Raw genomic sequence first — 24,244 nt, 5'->3', positions numbered from 1 at the left:
ATAATTCAGCAGAGCAGGAGTGAAGAAGCATGGGCAATGTGCCGCTTACACGCAGGGAAGAGGCTTCCCGCACAGCTTTTGAAGAAGCAAAACAGTATATTCCGGGAGGAGTGAACAGCCCGGTCCGGGCATTCAAATCCGTAGGATTAACCCCGCTTTATGTAGACAGAGGTGAAGGCTCGCGCATCTACGATATCGACGGCAACAGCTTCATCGACTACGTCTGCTCGTGGGGACCGCTGATTATGGGCCATGCCCATCCGGAGGTGGTGAAGGCGCTGCAGGAGACTGCGGTTAAAGGGACAAGCTTCGGCGCACCCACACTGCTGGAGACGGAAATGGCCAAGACCGTGGTGGAACGTGTAGCATCGGTGGACATTGTGCGTATGGTGAACTCGGGAACGGAAGCTACGATGAGCGCCATTCGACTGGCCCGCGGATATACAGGACGCAGCAAAATCCTCAAGTTCGAAGGCTCTTACCACGGCCACGCCGACAGCCTGCTGATCAAAGCCGGTTCCGGGGTTGCCACTTTGGGTCTGCCGGATAGCCCCGGTGTGCCGGAAGGTGTAGCCATCAACACCATAACAGTACCTTACAATGACCTGGAAGGGGTCAAAATCGCGTTCGAACGTTACGGCAATGAGATTGCCGCTGTGATTGTTGAGCCGATTGCCGGGAATATGGGCGTAGTGCCTCCGCTTCCGGGCTTCCTGGAGGGTCTGCGCAAGGTGACGACGGGGTATGGCGCGTTATTGATTTTTGATGAAGTGATGACCGGCTTCCGGGTGGACCGCGGCTGTGCGCAAGGGCTGTTCGGGCTGGACCCTGATCTGACCTGCTTCGGCAAGGTTATCGGCGGCGGTCTCCCGGTAGGTGCTTATGGCGGCAAAAGAGAGATTATGGAGCAGATCGCTCCCTCTGGTCCAATCTACCAGGCAGGTACGCTCAGCGGGAATCCGCTGGCCATGGCGGCTGGTTACAGCACGCTGAAGCTGCTGACACCTGAAGTATATACCCGTCTGGAGGTGCTGGGTGCACGTCTGGAAGAGGGCCTTAAGCGTAACGCGCAGGAAACTGGCATCCCTCTCACGATTAACCGTGTGGGCTCTATGGTCTGCCCGTTCTTCACTGAAGGACCGGTTGTCAACTTCGAGACGGCCAAGACCAGCAACCTGGATCTGTTCAAGCGTTATTTCGGCAAAATGCTTGATCAGGGCATCAGCGTTCCCCCATCCCAGTTTGAAGGCATGTTCGTATCCGCTGTGCACAGCGAGCAGGATATTGATGATACAATTGAGGGCCATTATAATGCCCTGAGGTCGCTATGACAGGCGGGCCGGAGGAGTTGTCCGGCACAAGTATCCCTGGTGGAGCGGATGCAGACGCAGGGAATACTGGCGCGGTTATCAGGAACATCACCGGCGGCGGCAAATCGATCCGGCGCGGAGAGTGGCTTCAGGTCATGCCGGGCCGGGTGATTACGGCTGCGGCCGACAGGCAGGCCGCCATTGACGCCTGGCTGCTCGGCACGGCCGGGATGCCGGAGAAGCTGCACGCGCGGCTGCGCCGCGAAGGCGGCATCCAGTGGAAAGGCGACCGGCTGATGCTGGCCCTGTTCCCTTACCGGGAAGCGGGTATTGAGCCGGTATGGCAGGAGCTTGAAGTACTGTACGAGGATGACTTCTGCCTCGTGGTCCATAAACCGGCCGGCATGGCGGTTCATCCGGATGGCAGCGGAGCAGGCGTAACGCTGGATCATATCGTCGCAGCGCATTACGCCGCTTCCGGCGGAGGAGTAGCCGTCCGCCATATTCACCGGCTGGATAAGGATACAACAGGACCTGTGCTCTATGCGAAGAACGAATACGCCCAGCTTGTGCTGGACGAGGATATGCGCGACAAAACCGTATCCCGCCTCTACGCGGCGATTGTGGAAGGCATTGTGCCGCCTGAACTTACCGTGATCGATGCCCCGATCGGCCGTGACCGCCATCATGCGGCGCGCCGGCGGGTCTCGCCGGGAGGACAGGCGGCGGTCACGCGAATCATAGGGCGGGAAGCGCTGCCTGGCGGAACTGTGCTGAAGGTGCAGCTGGAGACGGGGCGCACGCACCAGATCCGTGTCCACCTCAGTCATGCGGGTCATCCGCTGTACGGGGATGACCTCTACGGCGGACCCGGCTGGCATACGGCCAGTGTCCGTGCGGGCGGCAGCAAGAACGACAAGCTGCCGCTGCGTACGGAGCCGGGTAAGGTGAAGTCGGCGATTACAGCCTGGTTTGAAGAGCAGGAGAAGGCGGGCATTACACCGGGACTTCAGGAGCCAGGCAAGCTGGCTGGTCCGGGCCGGCCGGAGGTTAAGCTTAAGGCCAAGGCAAAGCCGGCAGGTGCAGACCGGCAGGCGCTGCATGGCGAGAAGCTTATTTTTGCCCACCCCTGGACCCGAAGCAGGGTTGAAGTATCCGATCCATGGCCGGAGGATATGCGGAAGCTTCGCGTGCAATTAGGCGGGGAGCCGCTGAATTAGTATAACGGCTAGGAGTATGCGGCATGCTTAATTGCACTTTGTACAACTAAATCGGCTGATTAGTAACCGGTTATCCGTTTAGTTGTATTTCGTGCAATTAAACTGCCGGTTATAGAAGATTTTCACCGATTCGTGCGGATTTAGTTGTACAGAATACAGTTATAAGCGGCAAGCAGCTCTTTTCGCTGTTTTTAGTTGTACATAATACAACTATCACCAAGTTTCCATTTGAAATGGAATTTCATATAGCAGCTGATCGTCATCCGCGAAGCTATGTAAATTAACCAAGCAGCGATTCTCCCATAGGAGGTTGCTGCTTTTTTTGCTTTCTGCAGAAGAGTCTGATAGAAGTGACAGAGATTGGCAGAACGAGGCCAACGCCGCTATTTCTTCTCCAGCTCTTGCTGGTCTGTTACCCAAGCCTATCCGGCTGTAAATATTCCGGCGGAGCGCAGGGTCCCGCTGATACATTTCCGCGTTGCTGTTCGTCTTACTGTAAAGGAGATGAGTCTATGAGACGCAATCGCAGAGTAATCCTGGCAACAGCACTGGGTGCAGCGGTTATTGCCACCGGACTGATACTGGCCGCACAGTTGAACAGCAAATACGGCATTTTGAGTATGGCTGCCCAGTTCCAGGGCTTCAAGGTGACAGTAAACAATGAGTCAGACTTTGATCTGAGCATCCTTGAGACTGGTGTGGTTACGAACGCAGCTGCCGGTGCCTCCACAGATGAACTAGGGAAAACGCTCAGCAGCGGAAAAACAATCAAAATCAGACCCCGTCTTAGCTTAAGCGGCGAAGGGGGCATTTATCTGAAATATACAGATCCAAGGGCGCCGGAGGTAGCTCAAACTGTTGGAATATGCTCCTACACCGAATCTTTATCCGGATATTCCAAGGTTACGATAACGAATAATAAAGTGACTGTGAAAGAGAATTGCAGCTGAAATTGTTGCTGATTTTATGGGGGCGATCTGCTTTTTAGCGCGTTTCACCTCCAGTTATCCCTTCATTTCCCTGTTAAAATTACATATCCCAATTATTTGCAGTTTACTAGTAACATTTGTAACAGACGGATATCCAATATATTGATAAATATAGTATGTAAGCGTATCTCATAACATTAACTGGGGGAATCTTTGTGAAAAAAGTAACAAAACTAATGCTCGTAGCTGGTATCTCGTTGGCACTTGTAGGGGTAGGCAACAGCGGCGCCCTGAACAGTGTAACATCTGCAGCGAGCGCACCACTTAAGGTAGGCCGGGTGGAAGCGGCTGCCCATGGTACCAAATGCTTCACAGTAGCTGTTGCTGTAGTACAGAACGGTGTAATCGTTGCAGCTTCGCTGGATGATTATCAATTCCTGGGTACAGATGTAGCAACTGGCGTTCCTAACTCCGACAAAGACTTTGGCCTGAACGGCTACAAAGACCCTAACGTAGTTCTGGCTTCCAAGAAAGCTAACGCTAAATACTACAGCGAGCATATGGCTGAAGCAGCAGGCTCCACAGTTTCTTATGACAAGAACATTGCTGCCGTTGAGAAATTCGCTACAGGTAAAACAATCAAATCCCTTGAAATGACGCTTAGCAAGAAATCCGCAGAGCAAGTAGTTGATGCTGTAAGCGGTGCTACTCTGGTGGATACCTCCAACTATCTGAAAGCAATTTTGGACGCTGCTAAAGCTGCCAAATAATTGCCCTTTTAATATTTGCTTACGGGACTCCTTCACGGCTGCGGCTGTGCGGGAGTCTTTTTTATGTCCGCTTTACGGGGAGAGGCGAGTGGGACCCCTGCGTTTATGGGTATAACAGTATTAAGATGAAATACATCCTGTAAACCGGAATTCATAACTGGGGGTTGGGCCATGAAATGGCAGGGCAGAAGAGGCAGTTCGAATGTAGAAGACCGCAGAGGAAGCCGAGGCGGAGGCGGCAAGCTGATTGGCGGCGGAATTAGCGGGATTATTATTGTGGTGATCGTTACGCTGCTGAGCGGCGGGAATATCGGTGACATTATGGGCAATCTGACTTCCACAGGCTCCAGCACCAGCTCTAACGCACCATATGAGCAGACAGCGCAGGAGAAGGAATTGTCGGAATTTGTGTCTGTCGTACTCGCAGATACCGAGGATGTCTGGTCCGAGGTCTTCCAGGAGCAGGGGAAAACGTACCAGGATCCTACGCTGGTACTCTATAACGGCAGCGTGGACTCTGCCTGCGGAACCGCCAGTTCGGCAGTCGGGCCGTTCTATTGCCCCGGGGACGCAAAGCTGTATATCGATCTCAGCTTCTACGACGAGCTGCAGCAGCAATTCAATGCGCCGGGCGATTTCGCCATGGCTTATGTAATTGCCCATGAGGTAGGTCATCATGTGCAGACACTACTGGGGGCTTCCGAGCAGCTGAATTCACTGCGCCAGAGCCTGAGCGAGACCGAATTCAACAAAGTTCAGGTCCGCTTTGAGCTGCAGGCCGATTATTATGCCGGGGTATGGGCGAAGCATGCCCAAGGAATGAACCTGCTGGAGGAAGGGGATCTGGAGGAAGCCTTAACCGCGGCGAGCGCGGTGGGGGACGACACGATCCAGAAGCGGGCACAAGGCTATGTGGTGCCTGACAGCTTCACTCACGGCACCTCCGAGCAGCGCAAACGCTGGTTCTACAAAGGGTTCAACTCCGGCACCATTGAAGGCGGAGATACTTTTAATGCCACTGAGCTGTAGAGACTAAGCTGTAGATACTGAACGGTAGAGGCAAGCGTATCCGTCCCAATGTTGGTTTTTACTGGCGAAGACAGGCCCTCTGTCTTCTCAAAAGCTTTAAATGTCAATAAAGCAGCGATTCTCTTGGTCATTGGAGGATCGCTGCTTTGCGTTATTGTTCATTTGTTGCAATACACAGCGCTCCCGTACCTGATCTTCACCGTTCTAAAGTCCGGCTACGGACGAAGGTCATTGCGGTACGAGAGCCGGTTGCGGCCGAGTTTTTTGGATTCAAGCAGAAGCTGGTCGGCGTAGACATAGCCTTTTTCCATAGAAGTCTTCTGGCCGGGGTCTGCCTTGTAATAGTACAGTCCGAAAGAGGCGGAATACGGCACGCGGATCATCTGTTCCTCGAATTCTGCGGCTACGCTGTGTCCGTGAAGGCTGTCCAGGATTGCCTGAATCTGTGACTGGCACTCCTCAAAGGTTCTGTTCCTGAGGAACACGGTGAACTCTTCCCCGCCGCTGCGGAACAGGATGTCTTCCTCCTGCAGAAATCGCTTCAGTGTATCCGCAAAGTCAATAATGATGCGGTCACCGACGGCGTGGTTGAAGGAATCGTTGATTTTTTTGAAACGGTCGATATCCGCCACTACAATTCCGATATATTCCCCGCTCTGGTTCAGCTCCTTCATCATCTTGTCCATGTGGGCCCGGTTATAGGTTCCTGTCAGGAAGTCGCGGTAAGCCATCTGCTCGAACTTGTCGCGTTCATATTTGTGCTGGGCGCTTTGCGATTTGGAATAGAAGGAGAGGCTGACGATGTAATTGAGCAGGAAGAGGGCAATCAGCATTTCCCATTTCTCCATTTGCAGCAGGCGCAGGAGCAGCGCATTGGTCAGGGCTACCTTGCTGAAATCAAGCAGGTTACGGCTCCGGAACAGCAGGTGACGGGCTTCCTTACGTGTCTTGATGTCTCCAGAGAGCGCGAAGGTTATGATCAGGAACGTGGAGGACAGCAATGTGGTGACACAGACGACCAGGAGAAACAGGAGCCAGTATCCGAGCGGAAATCTCTCCGCAAAAGGGTGAAGCACAGTGTACAGATAATACGCGGCCGAGCCGCCCAGTGTGAAGGACCCGATGTTGTAGAAGGTATCGAGAAATTCGCCGGGATCGGCGGTTTTTGTCTTCTTTTTATAGAAAAACACAATGAAGCGGTATACGGTTTCGAACAGAAAGGTGCCTAGCGGTCCGGCGAAAATTCCGAACGAAGAGGTATAGCTGATAGCATAATCGATTGTAGAATTCCCGCTCCGGGTCACGATGCGCAGTTGAAAGTAGAAGCTGGAGAAGAGCGTATAGAGCACCAGCGCCTTGATATATGTATAGTCCAGAACTATAGCATGTTTGGGAATGAAAGCTATAGCAACGGAAGCGGCAAACAGGGAAAGGTCAAATACCCGTGCTTTAGACATGACAGAAGTTTTCCTTTCAGGATTTATACCGATTATAACCGAAAAGACGTTTTTTGATTATAAAGTTATTTTGGAATTTTTATAGATTGAACCATACACCCATGTCCTATATCCGGCAGCGGTCATATAATACTTTGTTAATGTGGAGCCGTCTGCTCTCGTGCAGAAGTGAATCTATAAGCCGGGGAGAGGAAGTTATGAAAATATTGCTGGTTACCTACTGGGGCCTTACCAATATGGGCGGGATCTGGACGTATATGAAACAGCTTGCCGATAAGCTGAGCGAACAGGGACACTCCGTTACACTCATGGGAAGCCATGTGGAGAACAACACCTTGTATTTGCTCGGGCAGAATGCTTCTTTTGATAAAAAAGCTTTCTATACCCTGCTGCTCCCGCACCTCGATATTACCTTATTCCCGCATCTGCATCTGGAGCATGGGATATTCAGCTTTGAGCTGGGGCGTTATGTATTTGAGGGTGGAGCGGCGGTTCTGGGGCTGGAGAATTACGATGTCATTCATGCCCAGGACCCCATTGCCTCCTACGCGCTGCGGCGGATTATGCGCCGTCCGGTTCCTCTTGTCTCCAGTGTGCACGGGGCATTGTCCCGGGAAGCTTATTATGAATACAAAGGGCTTGAGCCTGAACTTACCCGCGAGGAATATGAGCGCCGGCCGATCTGGCGGTATTTCCGGCGGATGGAGGCGCTCGCGGCCCGGTCGGCTGACTTGATTATGGTCTCTTCGAACTGGATTGGTCAGCTGACCCAGGAGCTCGGTGTAAGCAGAGAACGGATTCATACTTTGCCGTATGGAGTGAATCTGGAGCAGTATGCGGCCAGGGCGGCGAAGCCTTCACCGCTTAAGATCGGAGGCGGAACCAAAGTAATCATGTATGCCGGACGCCTCGAATATATCAAAGGTGTGCATGTGCTGATCGAGGCTCTGGGAATGCTGCAGAAGCACCGCTCAGACTGGACCTGTGTAGTGGCCGGCATAGGCAGCCTGCTGGAAGAGCTCAGGGAACAGGCGCGCCAGCTTGGGATTCTGGAGCATATCCGTTTTGCCGGGAAGCTGGATAATATTCCGGCAGCACTAAGCGAGGCTGATATTTATGTACAGCCTTCCCTGCAGGATACTCAGCCGTTCTCGGTCACCGAGGCTCAGCTTGCAGGCATTGCCCCGATTGTTGCCGGCACTTCAGGTATGCCGGAAATGGTCCGCCACGGGGAGACCGGCTGGATCGTTCCGCCCGGTGATGCCGCCCGGCTGGCCGGGCTGCTGGAACAGCTGCTGGATAATGAGGAGCTGAGAGTACGTACCGGCTTCCAGGCAAGGGAGTGGGCGCAGCGCAGCCGTTCACTGGATGTCATGGCGGCCGGAACGCTGAATGTATACCGTAAAGCCATAAGTATGCGGGAGAGCGTACAAAGCCCGGCAGTCCGTTCCACCTTGGGAGCAGAGCCGGCGGCAGGACCCGTTCCCGGAGCCTTCCATCCGGCCGATGTGCTGAATGCGATGTATCCCGGCATTCCGCTTGCGGCGAGCATGCGGGCAAGGCTCCCGCAGGATTATTCCATTCCTGACCCTCTTACGGTACTCACCGATCCGAAATAAATTCCTGTCCGCCGAAGTAGGCGGCAAAGTTGTCATGCCTTCCTGATTGAAGCATATACATGAGTGGAGTAACATTTTGGGCTTATGCTCTGGGCTTGTCTCAGGGATAGATTATGCCAAGAAGGAGGACATTTCCCGTGTTTGACCAGTCACACGGCTTGCGGTTTGATATTTATGAACGCATTCACCTTTCGGAAGAGCTTCCGGGAATAGCTGAGCTGGAGGAAGTCGAGCTGATTCCCGACATCCAGGTAATCCAGCGGGAGGACCGGGCGGAATTGCACGGGCAACTGCTGCTCACCGGACTCTACCGGGGGGAAGATGATCGCACACAGCGTCTGGAGCATGCGATTCCTGTTGAAATCACAGTCCCGCTGACCCGGGTCAGCTCACTTGAAGACATAGGGGTTGAGATCGAGAATTTCGATATTGACCTGCTTACAATGCGAACCGTCAACATAACAGGGGTCCTCTCGCTGCGCGGAATCGGAAACGCGGATGCCCAGCCGGCCTGGCAGCAGGAGGAATATACAGTAGCCTACTCCCCTGAGGCTGAAGCGGATAACCGCGGGCCGGAGAATGATGCGCTATATGAAAATTCGCTCTGGACCTACGGGGAAGGTGTCGCGGAGGTTTCAGTGGAGGATCAGGAATATGCGGATTCCGTGGAAGCCGCGGGTAATCCGCTATTCCTGGAAGGCTCTTTATACACTCAGCCTTCGGCCTTAGTATCCGCTCAGTTGAAGGACAAGGAACCCAAGGTAAGAACGCATAGCCTGGATTCCTCACCCGCAACCTTTCCATCCGGAACAGCGGATTCCGGGCAGAGCTACAGCAAATCTGCGGCTGAGCCGGTCTCCAGTCATTTTCTTCCTTCCCGGGAGAAGACAGAAGAGCCTGCTGCGGTAAATGATTCGTTCAAGGCAGGTACGGAGGAGGCCGGTTTCCAGACGGGGACAGCCGCGTTGAATACTGTGGATCATTGGGGTACTGCCAGTCTTCATGCAGTCAATCAGGCAGAGCCGGTATTCACATCCGCAGCCAGTGATGATGCAGCAGTGCTGGCCGAGAATGAAGAAGTGCCTGAAGAGGTTCAGGCTATAGACAATGAGAGCTTCGTGTCCGAGGAATTCTTACCTCCCCAGGAGGAGAAGCAGGATCTCAAGATTGCGCTGGGCAGCAAAAAAGATCCGGCAATTGCCGAGCAGGAGCCATTGACCTTCTCTTCGCTGCTCAGCTCCAGCCGTGCGCGCAAGGAGCAGGAGATTCTCCATTCCGAGGAGGTAGCCTCCAAAGCGGCGGTTATTCCTGAGGCAGGGAATGATACCGAATGGAAAAGCCGGTTCATCGGCGGCCTTGGCGGTACAGAGCTATTCCGCAAAGTGCGGCTCTGCATCGTCCAGCGGGAAGAAACGCTGGATACGATTGCCGAGAAATATCAGCTCAGTACCAGAGAGCTGTCCATGTATAACCGGCTCTCCGGACAGAATGTAGAAGAAGGCCAGGTTTTGTATATTCCCTAGGATGGACCGGGGAATGCGGGAGGAAGTTGCAGGGGGGCTGTCCCACAAGCCATGACATGGCTGCTTGGGGCAGCCTTATTTTTTTACATAGGGTATATATATCTTGGCCCGGCCTGTTGCGGGTTCATATTCGCTTAGGCAGGGTTAATGGTCACTATCGGCTTATGTACTTGCAGATTCAACCAGCTGTGCGCCGGTATACACTACTTCTTGGGAGGATGGGATATTTATGAAGAAAAGAGTGACGGCAGCTGCGATCGCATTGGGCGTGGCGCTGACTGCTTCAGCCGGCGTCTATGCCGCGGGCAACCTGCAGGAGATTCGGGCATCGCTGAATTACAAGCTCGGGATCATCGTGAACGGTCAGGTCTATGCGATGAAAGACGGCAACGGTAAAACGCTTGCCCCGATCACATACAATGGCACAACGTACCTTCCTGTACGCTCAATCAGTGAAGCGCTGAACACCTCTGTCACTTATGACGCCGCAAACAGCCGGGTCGTCATCGGCGGCTCCGCTTCTCCTGGCACGTCCTCTCCGGAACCGGCCGCGGTACCGGTACAGCGTCCGAAGAGCCTGCCGTCCGACTTCCCGCTTCCGTCCGATGCCAAAGTATTCAATCTGATCGAAGGCTCGGCGACCGGCACGCCGTCCGCGACGTTCAGCTATCTGACGAAGCAGGACCTGGAGACGCTTGGCAATACGTACAAAGAGTATTTTGTGCGCAAAGGCGCCACCGCCAAATCCGAGGAGATCTCCGCGGAAGCCTTCTCGATTATCGATGCCGGAAGCACGTTTTCGGTTACGCTAGACGCCTACCTGGGAACTGGCAGCTATGGAGGCTACAATATCGTCAACGTGATCTGGAGCGGGAAGTAAGCGGTAGATGGGCGGCTCTCTGTGTATTTAACTCTGTTAGCCCTGTGTGTACAACTCCGTTAGACAGTTTTTTGAACCGGGCGGTATAAACTCTGCCCTTTGTGTGTATGCTGGTTGACTAGGAATAGGACTGAATGTATTATTGACATAAGTAATAACTAGCATAAAGACTGGGAACGGGAAGAGTAGGCGGTCAGCCCTTCAGAGAGCGGAATTGTAGTTGCTGTGAATTTCCGCAGGATGCAGCCCCCGAAGTCGCCCCGGAGTCGCCCTTCTGAGCTTGCCTCCATATATATGGAGACCAGGTTAGGATGTGGCCGGACGCAGCCGTTATCTGCATGAGTGTCGCGCTAAGCTTACGGACCTGTAAGGGGTCTGAGGCGGGGGTTTATTTTTTGTTAGCGCGAAACAAAGGTGGTACCGCGAAAGAATGGCCTTTCGTCCTTTGAGACGAAGGGTCTTTTTGTATTTAAATATAAGGATTTATGTGTTTCACTCTATCAATCATCCTTATATTTCTCGCTGAAACGGTACCGTCCTTAGACAGGACGGCAAAGCCGTTTCCACTTGTCAGATTGTTACAGAATACAAAATGCTTCTCATCATTTTCTCTAATGGAGGGTTCACAATGGCTGATAACAACAATACAGCAGCAGAGCTGACGAACCAGCTGGAAGCGGCAGAAGACACCGCTACTGCGAATCACAAGCAAAGCGATATGCCGACTACCTATGATCCGGGGTCGGCGGAGAAGAAATGGTATACTTACTGGATGGAGAACGGCTTCTTCGAAGCAGGCAAGCGGCCGGATGCGGAGCCTTACAGCATCGTAATTCCGCCGCCGAATGTAACAGGAATGCTGCATATCGGACACGCACTGGATTTCACGCTTCAGGATGTGCTGATTCGAACCAAGCGGATGCAGGGTTATGATACCTTGTGGCTGCCGGGTACGGATCATGCAGGCATTGCTACGCAGACCAAGGTAGAGCAGAAGCTGCGCCAGCAGGGAATCTCCCGCCATGATCTGGGACGCGAGAAGTTCCTGGAGCAGGTATGGGCCTGGAAAGACCAGTATGCAGAGACGATTCATGACCAATGGGCCAAGATGGGCCTGTCTCTGGATTACTCCCGCGAACGGTTTACCTTTGATGATGGAATGAAGAAGGCGGTAAGCAAGGTGTTTGTTGAGCTGTACCAGAAGGGCCTGATCTACCGCGGCAAACGCATTATCAACTGGGATCCGGCTGCACGCACGGCTCTGTCGGACATCGAAGTTGAATATAAAGAGGTAAATGGCCATCTGTACCATCTGCGCTATCCGCTTAAGGACGGCAGCGGCTATATTACTGTAGCTACAACCCGGCCGGAAACGATGCTGGGCGATACTGCGGTTGCCGTGCATCCGGAGGATGACCGTTACAAGGATCTTATCGGCAAAACCCTGATCCTGCCGATTACCTTGCGGGAAATTCCGGTTATCGCTGATGATTATGTAGATAAGGAATTCGGCAGCGGCGCGGTGAAGATTACCCCGGCACATGATCCGAATGACTTTGAGATGGGCGTGCGCCATAATCTTCCACAGATTAATGTGATGGATGAAGGCGGAATTATGAATGCGGAAGCAGGCAAATACCAGGGACTGGACCGCAGTGACTGCCGCAAGGCGATCATTGCCGACCTGAAGGAGCAGGGTGTGCTTGTATCCATTGAGGACCACGTACATCAGGTTGGACACAGCGAGCGTTCGGGAGCCGTAGTTGAGCCTTACCTGTCCACCCAGTGGTTCGTGAAGATGCAGCCGCTGGCGGAAGCTGCTATCGCGGCGCAGAAGGATGGAACCGGCGTTAACTTCGTGCCGGACCGCTTCGAGAAGACTTACCTGAACTGGATCGAGAATGTACGCGACTGGTGTATTTCCCGCCAATTGTGGTGGGGCCACCGCATCCCGGCCTGGTACTCCGAATCTACGGGAGAGATCGTTGTTGCGAATGATGAAGAAGAAGCACGCCGGATCAGCGGCCTGACAGACCTGAAGCAGGATGAGGATGTTCTGGATACCTGGTTCAGCTCGAACCTCTGGCCGTTCGCCACACTGGGCTGGCCTGATGAGAACAGCAGCGACTATCAGCGTTACTATCCGAACAATGTGCTGGTTACCGGCTACGATATCATCTACTTCTGGGTAGCCCGCATGATCTTCTCGGCTCTGGAATTCACCGGACAGAAGCCATTCTCCGACGTGCTGATGCATGGTCTCGTACGCGATGCTGAAGGACGCAAAATGTCCAAATCACTCGGCAACGGTATCGATCCGCTGGATGTAATCGAGCAGTATGGCGCAGACGCTATGCGCTATATGATTACTACAGGCAGCACAGCCGGTCAGGATCTGCGGTTCCGGATGGAAAAGGTAGAGCAGGCGCGGAATTTTGCCAACAAGATATGGAATGCCTCACGCTTTGCACTGATGAATCTAGAAGGTGTTTCTTTTGAAGATATTGACATTACAGGTGAGCTCAGCACGGCGGACCACTGGATTCTGCACCGCCTGAACGAAACTTCCCGCGATATTACGCGTCTAATTGACTCGTACGAGTTCGGCGAGACCGGCCGGCTGCTGTACAACTTCATCTGGGATGATCTGTGCGACTGGTATATCGAATTCGCCAAGCTCTCGCTGTACGGAGCGGACGCGGCTGCCAAGGCCAAGACACAATCGGTTCTGGCCTATGTACTGGACCGCACGCTACGCCTGATTCATCCGTTCATGCCGTTCATTACGGAAGAGATCTGGCAGCATCTGCCGCATCAGGGCGACACCATCACACTGGCCGAATGGCCGAAGTATGATTCTGCGCTTGAGAATCCGCAGGCAGTGGCAGAAATGAATCTCCTGATGGATGTTATCCGTGCCGTTCGTAATATCCGTGCGGAAGTGAACGTGCCGATGAGCAAGAAGGTAGAACTGATTATCAAAGCCGGGGGGCAGGAAACCCTGGACATTATTTCCCGCAACGACAATTACATCGGGCGCTTCTGCAACACCTCTTCCTTCGAAGCAGGGCTTGCGCCGCAGACACCGGATAAAGTGATGTCTGCTGTGGTTACAGGCGCCGAGCTGCTTCTGCCGTTATCAGGACTGATCGACATTGAACAGGAAATTGCCCGTCTGGAAAAAGAAGTCCAGACACTGAACAGCGAAGTTGAACGCGTGGAGAAAAAGCTCGGCAATCAGGGCTTTGTCGCCAAGGCGCCAGCTAAAGTCATCGAAGAGGAGCGGGCGAAGCAGGCGGACTATTCCGATAGACGCGAGAAAGTGCTGGCCCGTATCGCAGAGCTGAGAGGATAAGGGACATGGAAGAGATCACACGGAGCGGCAGTGCCGCTCCCTTAAGTTCTTATACAGAAGCAGTAGACTGGATTAACAGCCTGATTCCTTTCGGTATCCGGCCGGGTCTTGAACGGATAGAGCTTCTGATGGAGAAGCTGGGTCATCCGCACCGCAAGCTCAAGTTCATTCACGTAGCGGGGACGAACGGCAAAGGCTCTACCTGTGCCTTTCTGACCCGTGTGCTTATTCAGAGCGGTTACACGGTGGGGACCTTTACTTCTCCTTATATCACGAAATTCACGAACCGTTTCCAGTACAACGGAATCGATATTCCCGAAGAGACTTTGCTGGAACTGGTTAATAAACTGCGTCCGCTGGTTCAAGAGATCGCGGGCGGTGAGCTGGGTTCGCCGACAATGTTCGAGGTGTCGACGGCACTGGCCATTCTCTATTATGGCGAAGTCTGTTATCCGGATGTAGTCGTATGGGAGACTGGTCTTGGGGGAAGGCTGGATGTAACGAACATCGTTACCCCGGTTGTGTCTGTAATCACGAATGTGGGGCATGATCATACCGATGTGCTGGGAGATACACTGGAGCTGATTGCCGGTGAGAAGGCCGGAATTATTAAGCCGGGCGTTCCCGCAGTCAGCTGTGTGAGCCAGCCGGAGGCTATCGCAGTACTGAAGGCTAAAGCGGCGTCTACCCGTTCTACTCTATATTTGGCTGGAGAAGATTTCAGCTATAGTGGCGTAGAGCTCAGGGACGGCTACCAGCATTTCACCTTCCAGGGTCCATTCCGCTCGCTAGAGCTGGATATCGCTATGAAAGGCGAACATCAGCTGGAGAATGCAGCGGGAGCTATGATGGTCCTTGAGGTGCTGCGTCAGTATATGGCCTTCATGCTGGAGGACGAGGATGTGCTGGAGGGATTCCGCGGTACATTCTGGGCCGGAAGGCTGGAGGAAGTAGGCACTTCGCCCAGAATTATTCTGGACGGAGCGCATAATCCGGAAGGTGCAGAGAGCCTGGCCAAGAGTCTTCCGCAGTTTGGGCCATACGGTAAATTAAATTTGCTCATGGGGATGCTGGCAAATAAGCATCACGAGTCGTATCTCAAGCATATACTGCCTATAGTGGATACGCTCATCCTGACCGAACCGGATTTCCGGAAGAAAATGGACGCGGAAGATCTGCAGGCCATCGCAGAAAGTCTGCGGAATAAATATGCCAAGGAAAACTTGGAAATCATAGTAGAACGTAATTGGGGCCAAGCGCTGCATCTGCTGCAGACGATCACAGCGGACGATGACCTTGCGGTCGTGTCCGGAACGCTGTATTTGATTTCTGATGTACGCAGTACGCTTTTACGGCAACCCGATTCTGAAAAAGGCTGGTGACGAACTGTTGGATACTACTGAACGTGTGCATTTTATAGGGATCGGCGGCTACGGTATGAGCGCGATTGCCCGGGTGATGCTGGAGATGGGATATACAGTTACGGGTTCTGACGTAGCTGCCCAAGAGTTAACGGAGAAATTGATTGCCAAAGGTGCCAAGGTCTACATTGGACATACGGCCGAACAGGTCAAAGGCGCAGATCTGGTCGTATATTCTACGGCGCTTGCATCGGATAACGTAGAATGGGTAGAAGCGGAGCGTCTCAAAATACCGATTCTTCACCGTTCGCAGATGCTTGCCCGTCTGCTGAATGAGCGCAAGGGTGTGGCTGTTGCGGGTGCGCACGGCAAGACTACCACCTCGTCGATGATTGCTCTGGTTATGGAAGACTGCGGCGTGGATCCTACGTATATTATTGGCGGGGAGATCATGAACGTCGGTACGAATGCCAAGGCAGGACAAGGGGAATTCGTCGTAGCCGAAGCGGATGAGAGTGATGGCTCATTCCTGCAGTACCATCCTTGGCTGGGGATTGTAACGAATATTGAAGCCGACCATCTGGAGAACTACGGCGGTGATTTCGGCCAGCTGAAGGAAGCTTATGTGCAGTTTATGAACCAGCTGCGTGAGGACGGAACGGCTATTGTGTGCGCGGATGATGAGAATGTGAAATCTCTGCTGCCTCAAGTAAAAGGTACGGTTATCACCTACGGAATTTATTCGGAGACTGCAGATTACACGGCGACCGACATCGTTCTGGGCGACCGCCAGGTGTCGTACACGATGAATCGCGGTACGGAGGTTCTGGGCCGTATTGAGCTTTCCATTCCGGGGCAATACAATCTGTATAATTCAATGGCGGCGGTAATTTCCTGTCTGAAATCCGGCATTGCCTTTGAAGCGATCGCTGCAGCAATTGTGAAATTCCACGGTGCCAAGCGGCGCTTCCAGGTGCTGGGAGAGATCAACGAGATTCTCGTCATTGATGATTATGCGCATCATCCAACGGAGATTCAGGCTACCATTAGTGCTGCCAAGGCTACAGGCAAACGGATTATCGCCGTGTTCCAGCCGCAGCGCTACACGCGTACCTTCTTCCTGCTGGATGCGTTCAGCCGTGCGTTCAGCGAAGCGGACGAAGTGATTATTACCGATATCTACTCGCCTGCCGGAGAGAAGCAGATCGAGGGAGTCACCTCCGCGAAGCTGGTGGAGCTCATTGTGCAGAACAGCAACGCCGGTGCACGGCATCTGCCGACGAAGGAAGCTGTGCTGGCTGACCTGCAGGACCGCATTGCTCCCGGTGATCTGGTGATTACAATGGGTGCGGGTGATATCTGGAAGGTCGGGTATGCACTGGCGGATAATCTGAAGAATCGTTAATAGGGCTTAGGCCATTCTATGCAGATTACACATATCTCTTTACAGTAATAGGATAGCTAGGTATTTTAACAGAAACGGTTTCCGTTCCTTGAATAAGGACAACGAAGCCGTTTCTTCTTTTTATGTCAGGAGGTATCTGGCGGTCTGAGAAATTAGAAGTGAAATTAAACCAACATTTTGCCGATATAGCTTGTGAATGATATTGTCCTTAAAAGAGAAGGTATTCCCGCATATTTGGTGGTGTACTCATGAGCTTTCAGCTTGATATTAATACATTGTTGTACTTGTTCATCTTGGGGAACTTGTTTTCCGGCCTGCTGATTACCTTTTACCGCTACCATTTCGCCAAGGATACCGCCTCGGTCCTTTTTATAACTGCAAAGTGGCTTCAGGTCGTCTTCTGGGGCTCTATTCTGCTATGGGATTATATCCCCCATTGGATCGCCGTACCTCTAAGCAATGCGCTCATTCTGGCTGGAGGAGGTCTGGAAATTTCGGCCCTGCTGATGATGATGGGGATGATGGACCGTAAGGCGAAGCTCTATTATTCGGGGCTGGTTGCGGGCAGTGTTCTGAGCTTTTGTATCATCGCCCTGTTCTTCAACCATGCGAACCTGCGGGTGGCCACGACCTCGCTATGGGTAATGCTGTTTGTGATCTACCCCGGCTACCGTTTGACGGCGGGTAAAGAACGTTCTCCGCTCCAGAAAATAATGGGAAGCGTATTTTATACCATTGCTGCCGTGATGCTGTTGCGGTCCTTTGTCGCGCTGATTCTGGAACCGGAAATGGGACCGCTGACAGCTAATCCTGCACAGTATTTGTATTACCTGGGGATGTTTTTGATGCTGGTCGGGGGAATTGCGGCTTTCATCCTGCTCTCCAATGAGCATTCATATGAGAAGCTGAAGCGCATAGCCACTTATGACAGCCTTACCGGAATCCTTGGCCGCAGGGCTTTTCTGATAGAGGCTGAGCTGAAGCTGGCGATGGCGGCAAGAAAGCGGGAATACTGCTCAATGCTGCTCTTGGATCTGGACCATTTCAAAATAGTGAATGATACATATGGACATGACAAAGGCGATGTAGTACTTCAGGATTTCGCGCTTACCATTGAGAGCCGGCTGGGAATCGGTGACTTGTTCGGCCGGGTTGGCGGCGAAGAATTCGCCATTATGCTCTATGGGCAGGATGCGGAGAACAGCAGCCGCAAGGCGGAAGAACTGCGCCAAGCCGTTAAGGAGGCTTCGGGAGACAGTCTTGCCGGCGGGTACACCGTAAGCATCGGAATGATTACAGTGCTTCCGGATCAGCAGACCGCCTTGAATACCCTGTACAAGCTTAGTGACAGAGCCCTGTATCAGGCGAAGCAGGACGGACGGGACCGTGTGGTCAGAGCCGGGTAAAAGAACGGGATTATACACATCATACATATGACATCGATGAGCAAGGGGGTGGACGCTATGGCTGCCAGTCTGGATTTCAAGACACTGCTGGCGTGTCTCTTTTTTGGTAATTTCTTTACGGTTATGCTCACTCTGGCTTACCGGTCGCGTTATCCGAAAGATGGTACATCCCTGCTGTTCCTGACCGCCAAAATTCTGCAGCTGGTGATTATGATCCTTCTGCTGTTAAGGGAATATCGTGAATTTAAGGTTGTCCTTCCCTGCATTATTCTCTTGAATCTGGCCGGTGGAACCGCAGAAATCTTCGCACTGCTCAAGATGCTGGAGGTCTATTCCGAACGGATAAAGCGGATTTATTATACACTAACCGGATGTGCCGCACTTGCTCTGCTCCTCCTGTATCTGCTGTCTCCGGACGTACCGCGGCTAATTGCAGCTGCCTCGCTTGCCGGGGCACTGCTGCTGATCTATCCTGCGTATATGTTATGCTGGAAAGTGAAAAAAACACCGCTTCAGGAAATTATGGGCTTGCTCTACGGTATTGTTATCCTCTCGATGTTCTGCAATGCAAGCAGACTGGTATATCCTCCGCCTGAGGGCTCACCTATTGGTGAGTGGATGCAAGTCTTTTTCTATATAGGAATATATCTGCTGATGTTTCTCGGAACCGCCGGCTTCATGCTGCTCTCCAGGGAGCAGTCCTATGCGGAACTTGAGCGTGCAGCCACATACGATGAGCTCACCGGCATTCTTAACCGCAGAGCCTTCGTGCTGCGTGCCCGGCCCCTGATTGCTGCGGCTGCCAAGGAGATGGCGCCCTTCTCTTTCCTGCTGCTGGATGTGGACCATTTCAAACAGGTGAATGATACCTATGGCCATGACACGGGTGACAAGGTGCTGCGCGACTTTGCCCGCAGAATTGAGCGCCAGCTTGGCAACGGGGACCTGTTCGGACGGTTCGGCGGGGAAGAATTCGCTGTGCTGCTGCACCGGGCGGATGAGGAAGCGAGTGAGGAAGTGGCTGAGCGTCTGCGCCGGTCCGTGCTGGACGCCACCATTGATGGGATAACGCTCTCTTATACAGTGAGCATCGGTCTGATTACGATCGTCTCGGGCGAGCGCGTCCCGCTCAATACTTTGTACAAGCTGAGCGATACCGCCCTGTACCAGGCGAAGCAGCGCGGACGCAATTGTGTGGTCCGAAGCCACGGCTATACAGCGAGGGAGCTTGAAGTACATTCCTGAGTGTACTGACCATAAGTCTAAACTGCAATTTAAATTAAATCACAAAATTAGGAACAACAGCGCTTCTCCTTTTACTGGAGCAGCGCTGTTTTTGTATCCGGGCTTCGTAAAATGACAGTTTTTTGAAATTATTTTTGCATTAGCCAAGAAACGACAAAACTCCGCAGAACTTTGGGGTAATATATGCTAGATACCTGGCACTGCCAGACACAGACAGATAAATGGAGAGTAGGAGAAGAAGCCATGAGGGAAAAATTGCTGTTCATATCTGCAGAGAATCCATTTCCGCAGGATAGCGGTGGCAAGCTGAGAACGGGCAATATTCTGAATATTTTACTCGCCAAATACGATGTGGATCTCTTAACGTATTCAGGTTCCAAAGACACGGAGGCCATACCGTCGCTTACCGTGCATGAGGTGAAGCGCACAATGAATTACCGCAGGGCGATGCTTCGCTCCTTGTACAAATGGCGCAATTGCTCTTATATGAGCCATGTAGATGTGGATATGAAGGAGAAGATTACAGAGCTCTGCGGACAGCATGCATACAGCCATGTCTTTATTTCGCACAGTCTGCTCGGCTGCTGCATTGACATTGTGCGCCGTTCCCTCCCTGGCACTGTTATAATCACGGACGCGCATAACTTCGAGAGCGGATTGTCTGCACAGCTTGCCCGCAGGAAGAGGGGGATCGCCAAACTCTTTTATTCCCTTAATGCGGTATGGACGCGCAGAGATGAGCTTAAGCTGATGGACAAGACCAATCTGCTGCTTACAACATCCGAACAGGACGGGCTGAGCTTCAAGGCACTTTCCTTTAAAAATTCCTTTAAGGTCCAGGTGATTCCTAACTTCATACGTATGGGCGATTATCGGACAAATACGCTTTTTCCGAAAGAGCCGTGGATTATTCTCCCGGGCAATATGAACTACTTCCCGAACATTAATGCAGCTACCTATTTCTACCGTCAGATCTATCCGCTCATCAAAGCCAAGGTTCCGGGCATCAAATGGTATATCGTCGGCCGGGATGTGCATCCGGAGGTTGCCGCTCTGGCGGACAAGGACCCTTCCATCATCATCACCGGATATGTCGACAGTGTGGCGGACTATATACGAAAGGCGCAGGTTGTGATCGCTCCTCTGCAGGAGGGCAGCGGAACACGCCTGAAGATACTGGAGGCCTGGGCGCTCAAGACTCCTGTCGTTTCAAGCACCAAAGGAGCAGAAGGGCTGCTGTATGAGCATTCCGCGAATATTATGATTGCCGATGATCCGGTTACGTTTGCCGAAAGCGTGACTCAATTACTTCAGGATCACGAAAAGGGAGTAGTGCTTGCGGACCGTGCCTACCAGACCCTGCTGGCTAACTATGAGGCGGAAAGTGTCCGGGAAAAGCTGCTAAGTCTTGTCTAATTGTAAGGGGAATACAAAAAAATATTATTTCATCCCATAAATCGACAATCTTTTTCCGGGAACTGCGTTACTATTGATCTACATCTAAAGATTCATAAATGAAGGCTGGATGTAATCCGGCCTATTTTTCTTTGTATACAATAATAACCATTTACATAGAACCAAGGAGCTATAGCCATGAGAGAGAAAATGCTGTTCCTATCAGCCCAGAGTCGTTATCCCGAAGATTTAGAAGGAGAAATAAGAACAGAGAATTTTCTTGATATTCTGCTGGAGCGGTTTGATATTGATCTGCTCGAGTATTGTCATTGCCGCCGGGAGCCTGCGGTAGAGTCTGGACCTGCGCTTACAGTGCACCAGGTGAAGAGGTCTTCTGCTTCACAGAGATCCCTGCTGCACCCGCTGAACAAGCTGCGCTCACATTCTCCGCTGATCGGTACTGACAAGTCTTTGCGGGCGGAAGTCACAGAGATGTGCCGCTTGAATACATACAGTCATGTGTTTATTTCGTATTATATGCTGAGTAATTGCCTGGATATTGTAGCCTCAATGCTTCCGGAGGCCGTCATCATTACAGATGCGCACCGTTTCGGGAGCAGAATGCTGGAGAATAGGGCGGCCGGCAAACGCGGAATTAGCAAAAGCTATCATAAGCTGAATGCCGCACTGATCCGCCGGGAAGAGCGCCGATTAATGAACAAGACCAGTCTGCTGCTGACCGCTACAGAATGGGATGCCCTTTCTTTTAAGGCGTTATCCTTTGCGGATGCAGGCAAGGTGCATGTAGTTCCGCCTTACATTGACCTGAAGGAGCCTGCTTATGCCTCCGGTGAGACCGTAATCAAGGAGAAATCCATAGTCCTTCATTGGAATATGAATACCGGCCAGGGCAAGAATGTGGCTTTATTGTTCTTAAAGAAGATATACCCGCTGGTCAAAGCGGAGGTGCCGGATTTCCGTTGCTATATGATCAGCGATAAAGTACATCCGGAGGTTGCCGCTTTGGCCCGCAATGATGCTTCTATTGAAATTGTCAGGGAATTTGAACATACAGCCGATTACATCCGGCGGGCCAGCGCCGTGGTAGCTTCTTTGCGCGAAGGCTGCGGGGGGCAGATTAAGATCCTGGAAGCCTGGGCGCTGCGGACGCCGGTCGTCTGCAGCTTGAGAGGTTCGGAGGAATTAATCTGTGAGACGGGACGGGATATTCTGCTCGCAGGCACGAGCGCAGTCTTTGCCGGCCAGCTGGTGAAGCTGCTGACAACGCCTGAGCTGGGCTCCATTATTGCGGATCAGGCTTACCGGACACTGCTCAAGCATTACGCGGCGGAAGGGGTCAGGGAGAAAGTACTTAGTTTGGTGTAAATATATTAAAATAGCATATCCATCTCACATCTATCATATATTTCAGTATAGAACTGAAGATAGCGAGGTGGGAGCATTGAATAGCGGAAGAATGACATTCCGGTTTGATGGGGAGACGGCAGAACGTAAGGCGGAAATGGCAGACCGCCGTATAGGAAGAGAACCAGTTATAACCCTGGAGGTTGAGGACAGGGAACAGCGTGAGGAGATTAGAACGGCCCCGCATCTCCGTGCAGATGAATATATAGTTGATCTGGAGCGGGTGGAAATCCCCCGTGCAGCTGAAGTATCTTATATGAAATCCTCTGGTCCGCGCCGCCGTAACTGGGATGATTCAGATGGAGAGTATGATACTGGACAGTATTCATATCTCCCAGACTCAAGTACGCGCACAATTCCAGTTTATGCGGAGGTTTACAGGGACGATGATAATGCACCACCAGGTGAGCACTACCCGCTGTTTGAGGATGAGCGGGGCGCTGAGCAGGAACGGTTCGGGCAGTTCAGCACGCACGGGAATCTGTATGGGGGCTCCTACCATACCCGTCGCCCTTCTTATTGGTGGAAGTTCGCTTTATCAGTAGCAGGGGCATTAGGCACGGGAATCCTGCTCGGCTATGCAGCGCTGTCCTTCATCAGCGGCGGAGGGACGGGCACCGGGAATGGAAGCGGCAGTTCCGCTGTTCAGACGGGGATCGTTCAGAGCCAGAATGACACTGGCGGGGGAGCGGAAGCAGATATCACAGGCATGCCGGTTGAAGGAACCGGTGAAGCGGTGGCAGCGCATATTCCGGTACAGATTGCGGCGCAGAGCTATTATCTGCTCCAATACGGCGTATTCAGCACACCGGCTGGTGCTGCGCAGGCTCAGCAGGAGCTGCTTGCCGCAGGGCTTGCCGCAGGTCTGGACCCAGCAGACGGCAACCGGGTGTATGCAGGGATGTCGCCTGAGCGCGAGCAGGCCAAGCTGCTCAGCAGCGGTCTGAAGAATCAGGGCATCGAGCTGTACGTAAGGGAAGTGGCCTTGCCCGCTGTGGATCAGGTCAGCTATAACGGAACGGCGGAAGCGGTGGACAGCTATTTTGCAGTCAGCAGCCAGTTGTTGAGTGAGCTGAGCGGCCTGTCTGCTTCGCTGCTGAGCGGTACGGCCAGCGGTACAGACAGCTCAGCGGTAAGTGATCTTCATATGCAGTGGACCGAAACCGTCAAGCAGCTCGAGTCCGGGCTGTCTCCGGAGGGGAAGAGTATTGCCACCGGGCTGGAGAAATCCATGAGCCGGGGAATATCCGCACTGAACGAGTACGGCAAGAATAAGGCAGAGGGCCTGCTCTGGGAAGTGCAGGAGGCTATGATGAGCTTTTTGACCGGCCAGAAAAGTCTGCTGTCTGCGATAAGCTGAACGTTCACCCCATTGTATAAGATGTTGCCCATCCCCCGTACCGGCGGTTTGCCGGACGGGGGATTGCTGTGTTTCTCGCGAGTATAGCTACTGCATGATAAATCAGTTGCCTATTGTGCCGGAGTCGGATAATGTTAGTGGACCACACCCGGCGGAGACTGGTGAAACCGGGCTTTATGCGGCACGGCTGTGGTAAACATTCCCTGAACGGATTTTGCGTTTGTATTGAACTCCGTTTCACCGTATAATAATTAGGGTGTCAAAAAATGGCGAGGGAAGACCAAAATGAAGAAGAAAAATGTAGGAACACTGCTGTTATTTCTAATTCTGGGCTGGCTGGCCGGAGCATGGATTGCCAAGCTGCTGGAACCTGTAAAAGCTCTGTCTTTTCTTACAACCTCGACTGTACTCAAGTGGTCGCCGCAAGCTGATTTGGACATCATAACCTATGACATCACTATCCATTTGAAATTGTGCCTGCTCAGTCTTGCCGGAATGATAACAGCTGTATGGCTGTACCGCAGACTGTAGCGTTCGCTGCCGGCATCTAGAAGG

17 protein-coding genes, 1 pseudogene and 1 other annotated feature are annotated in these 24,244 nt (G+C 52.6%); of the genes and pseudogenes, 17 read left to right on the top strand and 1 reads right to left on the bottom strand.

Going from position 1 to position 24,244, the window contains the following annotated elements; genetic code table 11:
• Positions 1 to 29 precede the first annotated feature (29 nt).
• From hemL to ypfJ, 5 genes and pseudogenes are all read left to right on the top strand, one after another.
• The gene (gene hemL / locus GC101_RS17505) at positions 30 to 1,331 is read left to right on the top strand and encodes a glutamate-1-semialdehyde 2,1-aminomutase (protein ID WP_171718282.1); all 1,302 of its coding nucleotides are present in this window, start codon (positions 30 to 32) and stop codon (positions 1,329 to 1,331) included.
• Between the two features lie 134 nt (positions 1,332 to 1,465).
• Positions 1,466 to 2,179: pseudogene (locus GC101_RS17500) on the top strand (RluA family pseudouridine synthase); the annotation flags it as partial.
• An 863-nt stretch (positions 2,180 to 3,042) separates the two neighbouring features.
• Entirely contained in the window at positions 3,043 to 3,480 is a 438-nt protein-coding gene (locus GC101_RS17495; protein ID WP_171718281.1) for a hypothetical protein, read from the top strand.
• A 194-nt stretch (positions 3,481 to 3,674) separates the two neighbouring features.
• A complete protein-coding gene (locus GC101_RS17490; protein WP_042217062.1) occupies positions 3,675 to 4,229 on the top strand; it encodes a hypothetical protein in 555 nt (184 codons plus the stop codon).
• A gap of 171 nt (positions 4,230 to 4,400) precedes the next feature.
• Complete coding sequence (gene ypfJ, locus GC101_RS17485; protein WP_171718280.1) at positions 4,401 to 5,258, top strand: KPN_02809 family neutral zinc metallopeptidase; 858 nt, start codon at positions 4,401 to 4,403, stop codon at positions 5,256 to 5,258.
• Positions 5,259 to 5,473: 215 nt separating this feature from the next.
• Here the strand turns inward: ypfJ and GC101_RS17480 are convergent, their stop codons facing one another.
• Complete coding sequence (locus GC101_RS17480; protein WP_171718279.1) at positions 5,474 to 6,715, bottom strand: GGDEF domain-containing protein; 1,242 nt, start codon at positions 6,713 to 6,715, stop codon at positions 5,474 to 5,476.
• A 197-nt stretch (positions 6,716 to 6,912) separates the two neighbouring features.
• Between GC101_RS17480 and GC101_RS17475 the strand changes: the two genes are divergently transcribed.
• From GC101_RS17475 to GC101_RS17420, 12 genes are all read left to right on the top strand, one after another.
• Positions 6,913 to 8,334, top strand: coding sequence for a glycosyltransferase family 4 protein (locus GC101_RS17475; protein WP_171718278.1), 1,422 nt, complete (start codon positions 6,913 to 6,915; stop codon positions 8,332 to 8,334).
• A gap of 137 nt (positions 8,335 to 8,471) precedes the next feature.
• Positions 8,472 to 9,857: a LysM peptidoglycan-binding domain-containing protein gene (locus GC101_RS17470; protein ID WP_171718277.1), complete on the top strand. Its 1,386-nt coding sequence runs from the start codon at positions 8,472 to 8,474 to the stop codon at positions 9,855 to 9,857.
• Between the two features lie 229 nt (positions 9,858 to 10,086).
• Complete coding sequence (locus tag GC101_RS17465; protein ID WP_171718276.1) at positions 10,087 to 10,737, top strand: stalk domain-containing protein; 651 nt, start codon at positions 10,087 to 10,089, stop codon at positions 10,735 to 10,737.
• A gap of 163 nt (positions 10,738 to 10,900) precedes the next feature.
• Positions 10,901 to 11,186 (top strand) — a binding site (T-box leader).
• 269 nt (positions 11,187 to 11,455) lie between these two features.
• Positions 11,456 to 14,092 carry a valine--tRNA ligase gene (locus GC101_RS17460; protein WP_171718308.1) on the top strand — a complete coding sequence of 879 codons (2,637 nt, stop codon included), beginning with the start codon at positions 11,456 to 11,458 and terminating at the stop codon, positions 14,090 to 14,092.
• 5 nt (positions 14,093 to 14,097) lie between these two features.
• Positions 14,098 to 15,474 carry a bifunctional folylpolyglutamate synthase/dihydrofolate synthase gene (locus tag GC101_RS17455; RefSeq protein ID WP_171718275.1) on the top strand — a complete coding sequence of 459 codons (1,377 nt, stop codon included), beginning with the start codon at positions 14,098 to 14,100 and terminating at the stop codon, positions 15,472 to 15,474.
• Between the two features lie 7 nt (positions 15,475 to 15,481).
• Positions 15,482 to 16,858, top strand: a complete 1,377-nt coding sequence (murC, locus tag GC101_RS17450; RefSeq protein WP_171718274.1) for a UDP-N-acetylmuramate--L-alanine ligase — start codon at positions 15,482 to 15,484, stop codon at positions 16,856 to 16,858.
• 248 nt (positions 16,859 to 17,106) lie between these two features.
• On the top strand, positions 17,107 to 18,264 hold the full coding sequence (locus tag GC101_RS17445) for a GGDEF domain-containing protein (protein WP_171718273.1): 1,158 nt from the start codon (positions 17,107 to 17,109) through the stop codon (positions 18,262 to 18,264).
• Positions 18,265 to 18,321: 57 nt separating this feature from the next.
• Positions 18,322 to 19,509 carry a GGDEF domain-containing protein gene (locus GC101_RS17440; RefSeq protein ID WP_171718272.1) on the top strand — a complete coding sequence of 396 codons (1,188 nt, stop codon included), beginning with the start codon at positions 18,322 to 18,324 and terminating at the stop codon, positions 19,507 to 19,509.
• A gap of 243 nt (positions 19,510 to 19,752) precedes the next feature.
• Complete coding sequence (locus GC101_RS17435; protein WP_171718271.1) at positions 19,753 to 20,925, top strand: glycosyltransferase family 4 protein; 1,173 nt, start codon at positions 19,753 to 19,755, stop codon at positions 20,923 to 20,925.
• Between the two features lie 177 nt (positions 20,926 to 21,102).
• Positions 21,103 to 22,290: a glycosyltransferase gene (locus GC101_RS17430; RefSeq protein ID WP_171718270.1), complete on the top strand. Its 1,188-nt coding sequence runs from the start codon at positions 21,103 to 21,105 to the stop codon at positions 22,288 to 22,290.
• Positions 22,291 to 22,366: 76 nt separating this feature from the next.
• Positions 22,367 to 23,689, top strand: coding sequence for a hypothetical protein (locus tag GC101_RS17425; RefSeq protein WP_171718269.1), 1,323 nt, complete (start codon positions 22,367 to 22,369; stop codon positions 23,687 to 23,689).
• Positions 23,690 to 23,974: 285 nt separating this feature from the next.
• On the top strand, positions 23,975 to 24,220 hold the full coding sequence (locus tag GC101_RS17420) for a DUF4321 domain-containing protein (protein WP_039300531.1): 246 nt from the start codon (positions 23,975 to 23,977) through the stop codon (positions 24,218 to 24,220).
• Positions 24,221 to 24,244: the final 24 nt, after the last annotated feature.

Origin of the sequence: Paenibacillus phytohabitans, assembly GCF_013141775.1 — a bacterium.
In the GTDB taxonomy this organism is placed as follows: Bacteria; Bacillota; Bacilli; order Paenibacillales; family Paenibacillaceae; genus Paenibacillus_AQ; species Paenibacillus_AQ phytohabitans.
The sequence above is the reverse complement of the archived record's forward strand: the minus strand, read 5'-3'. Positions and strand labels throughout refer to the sequence as shown.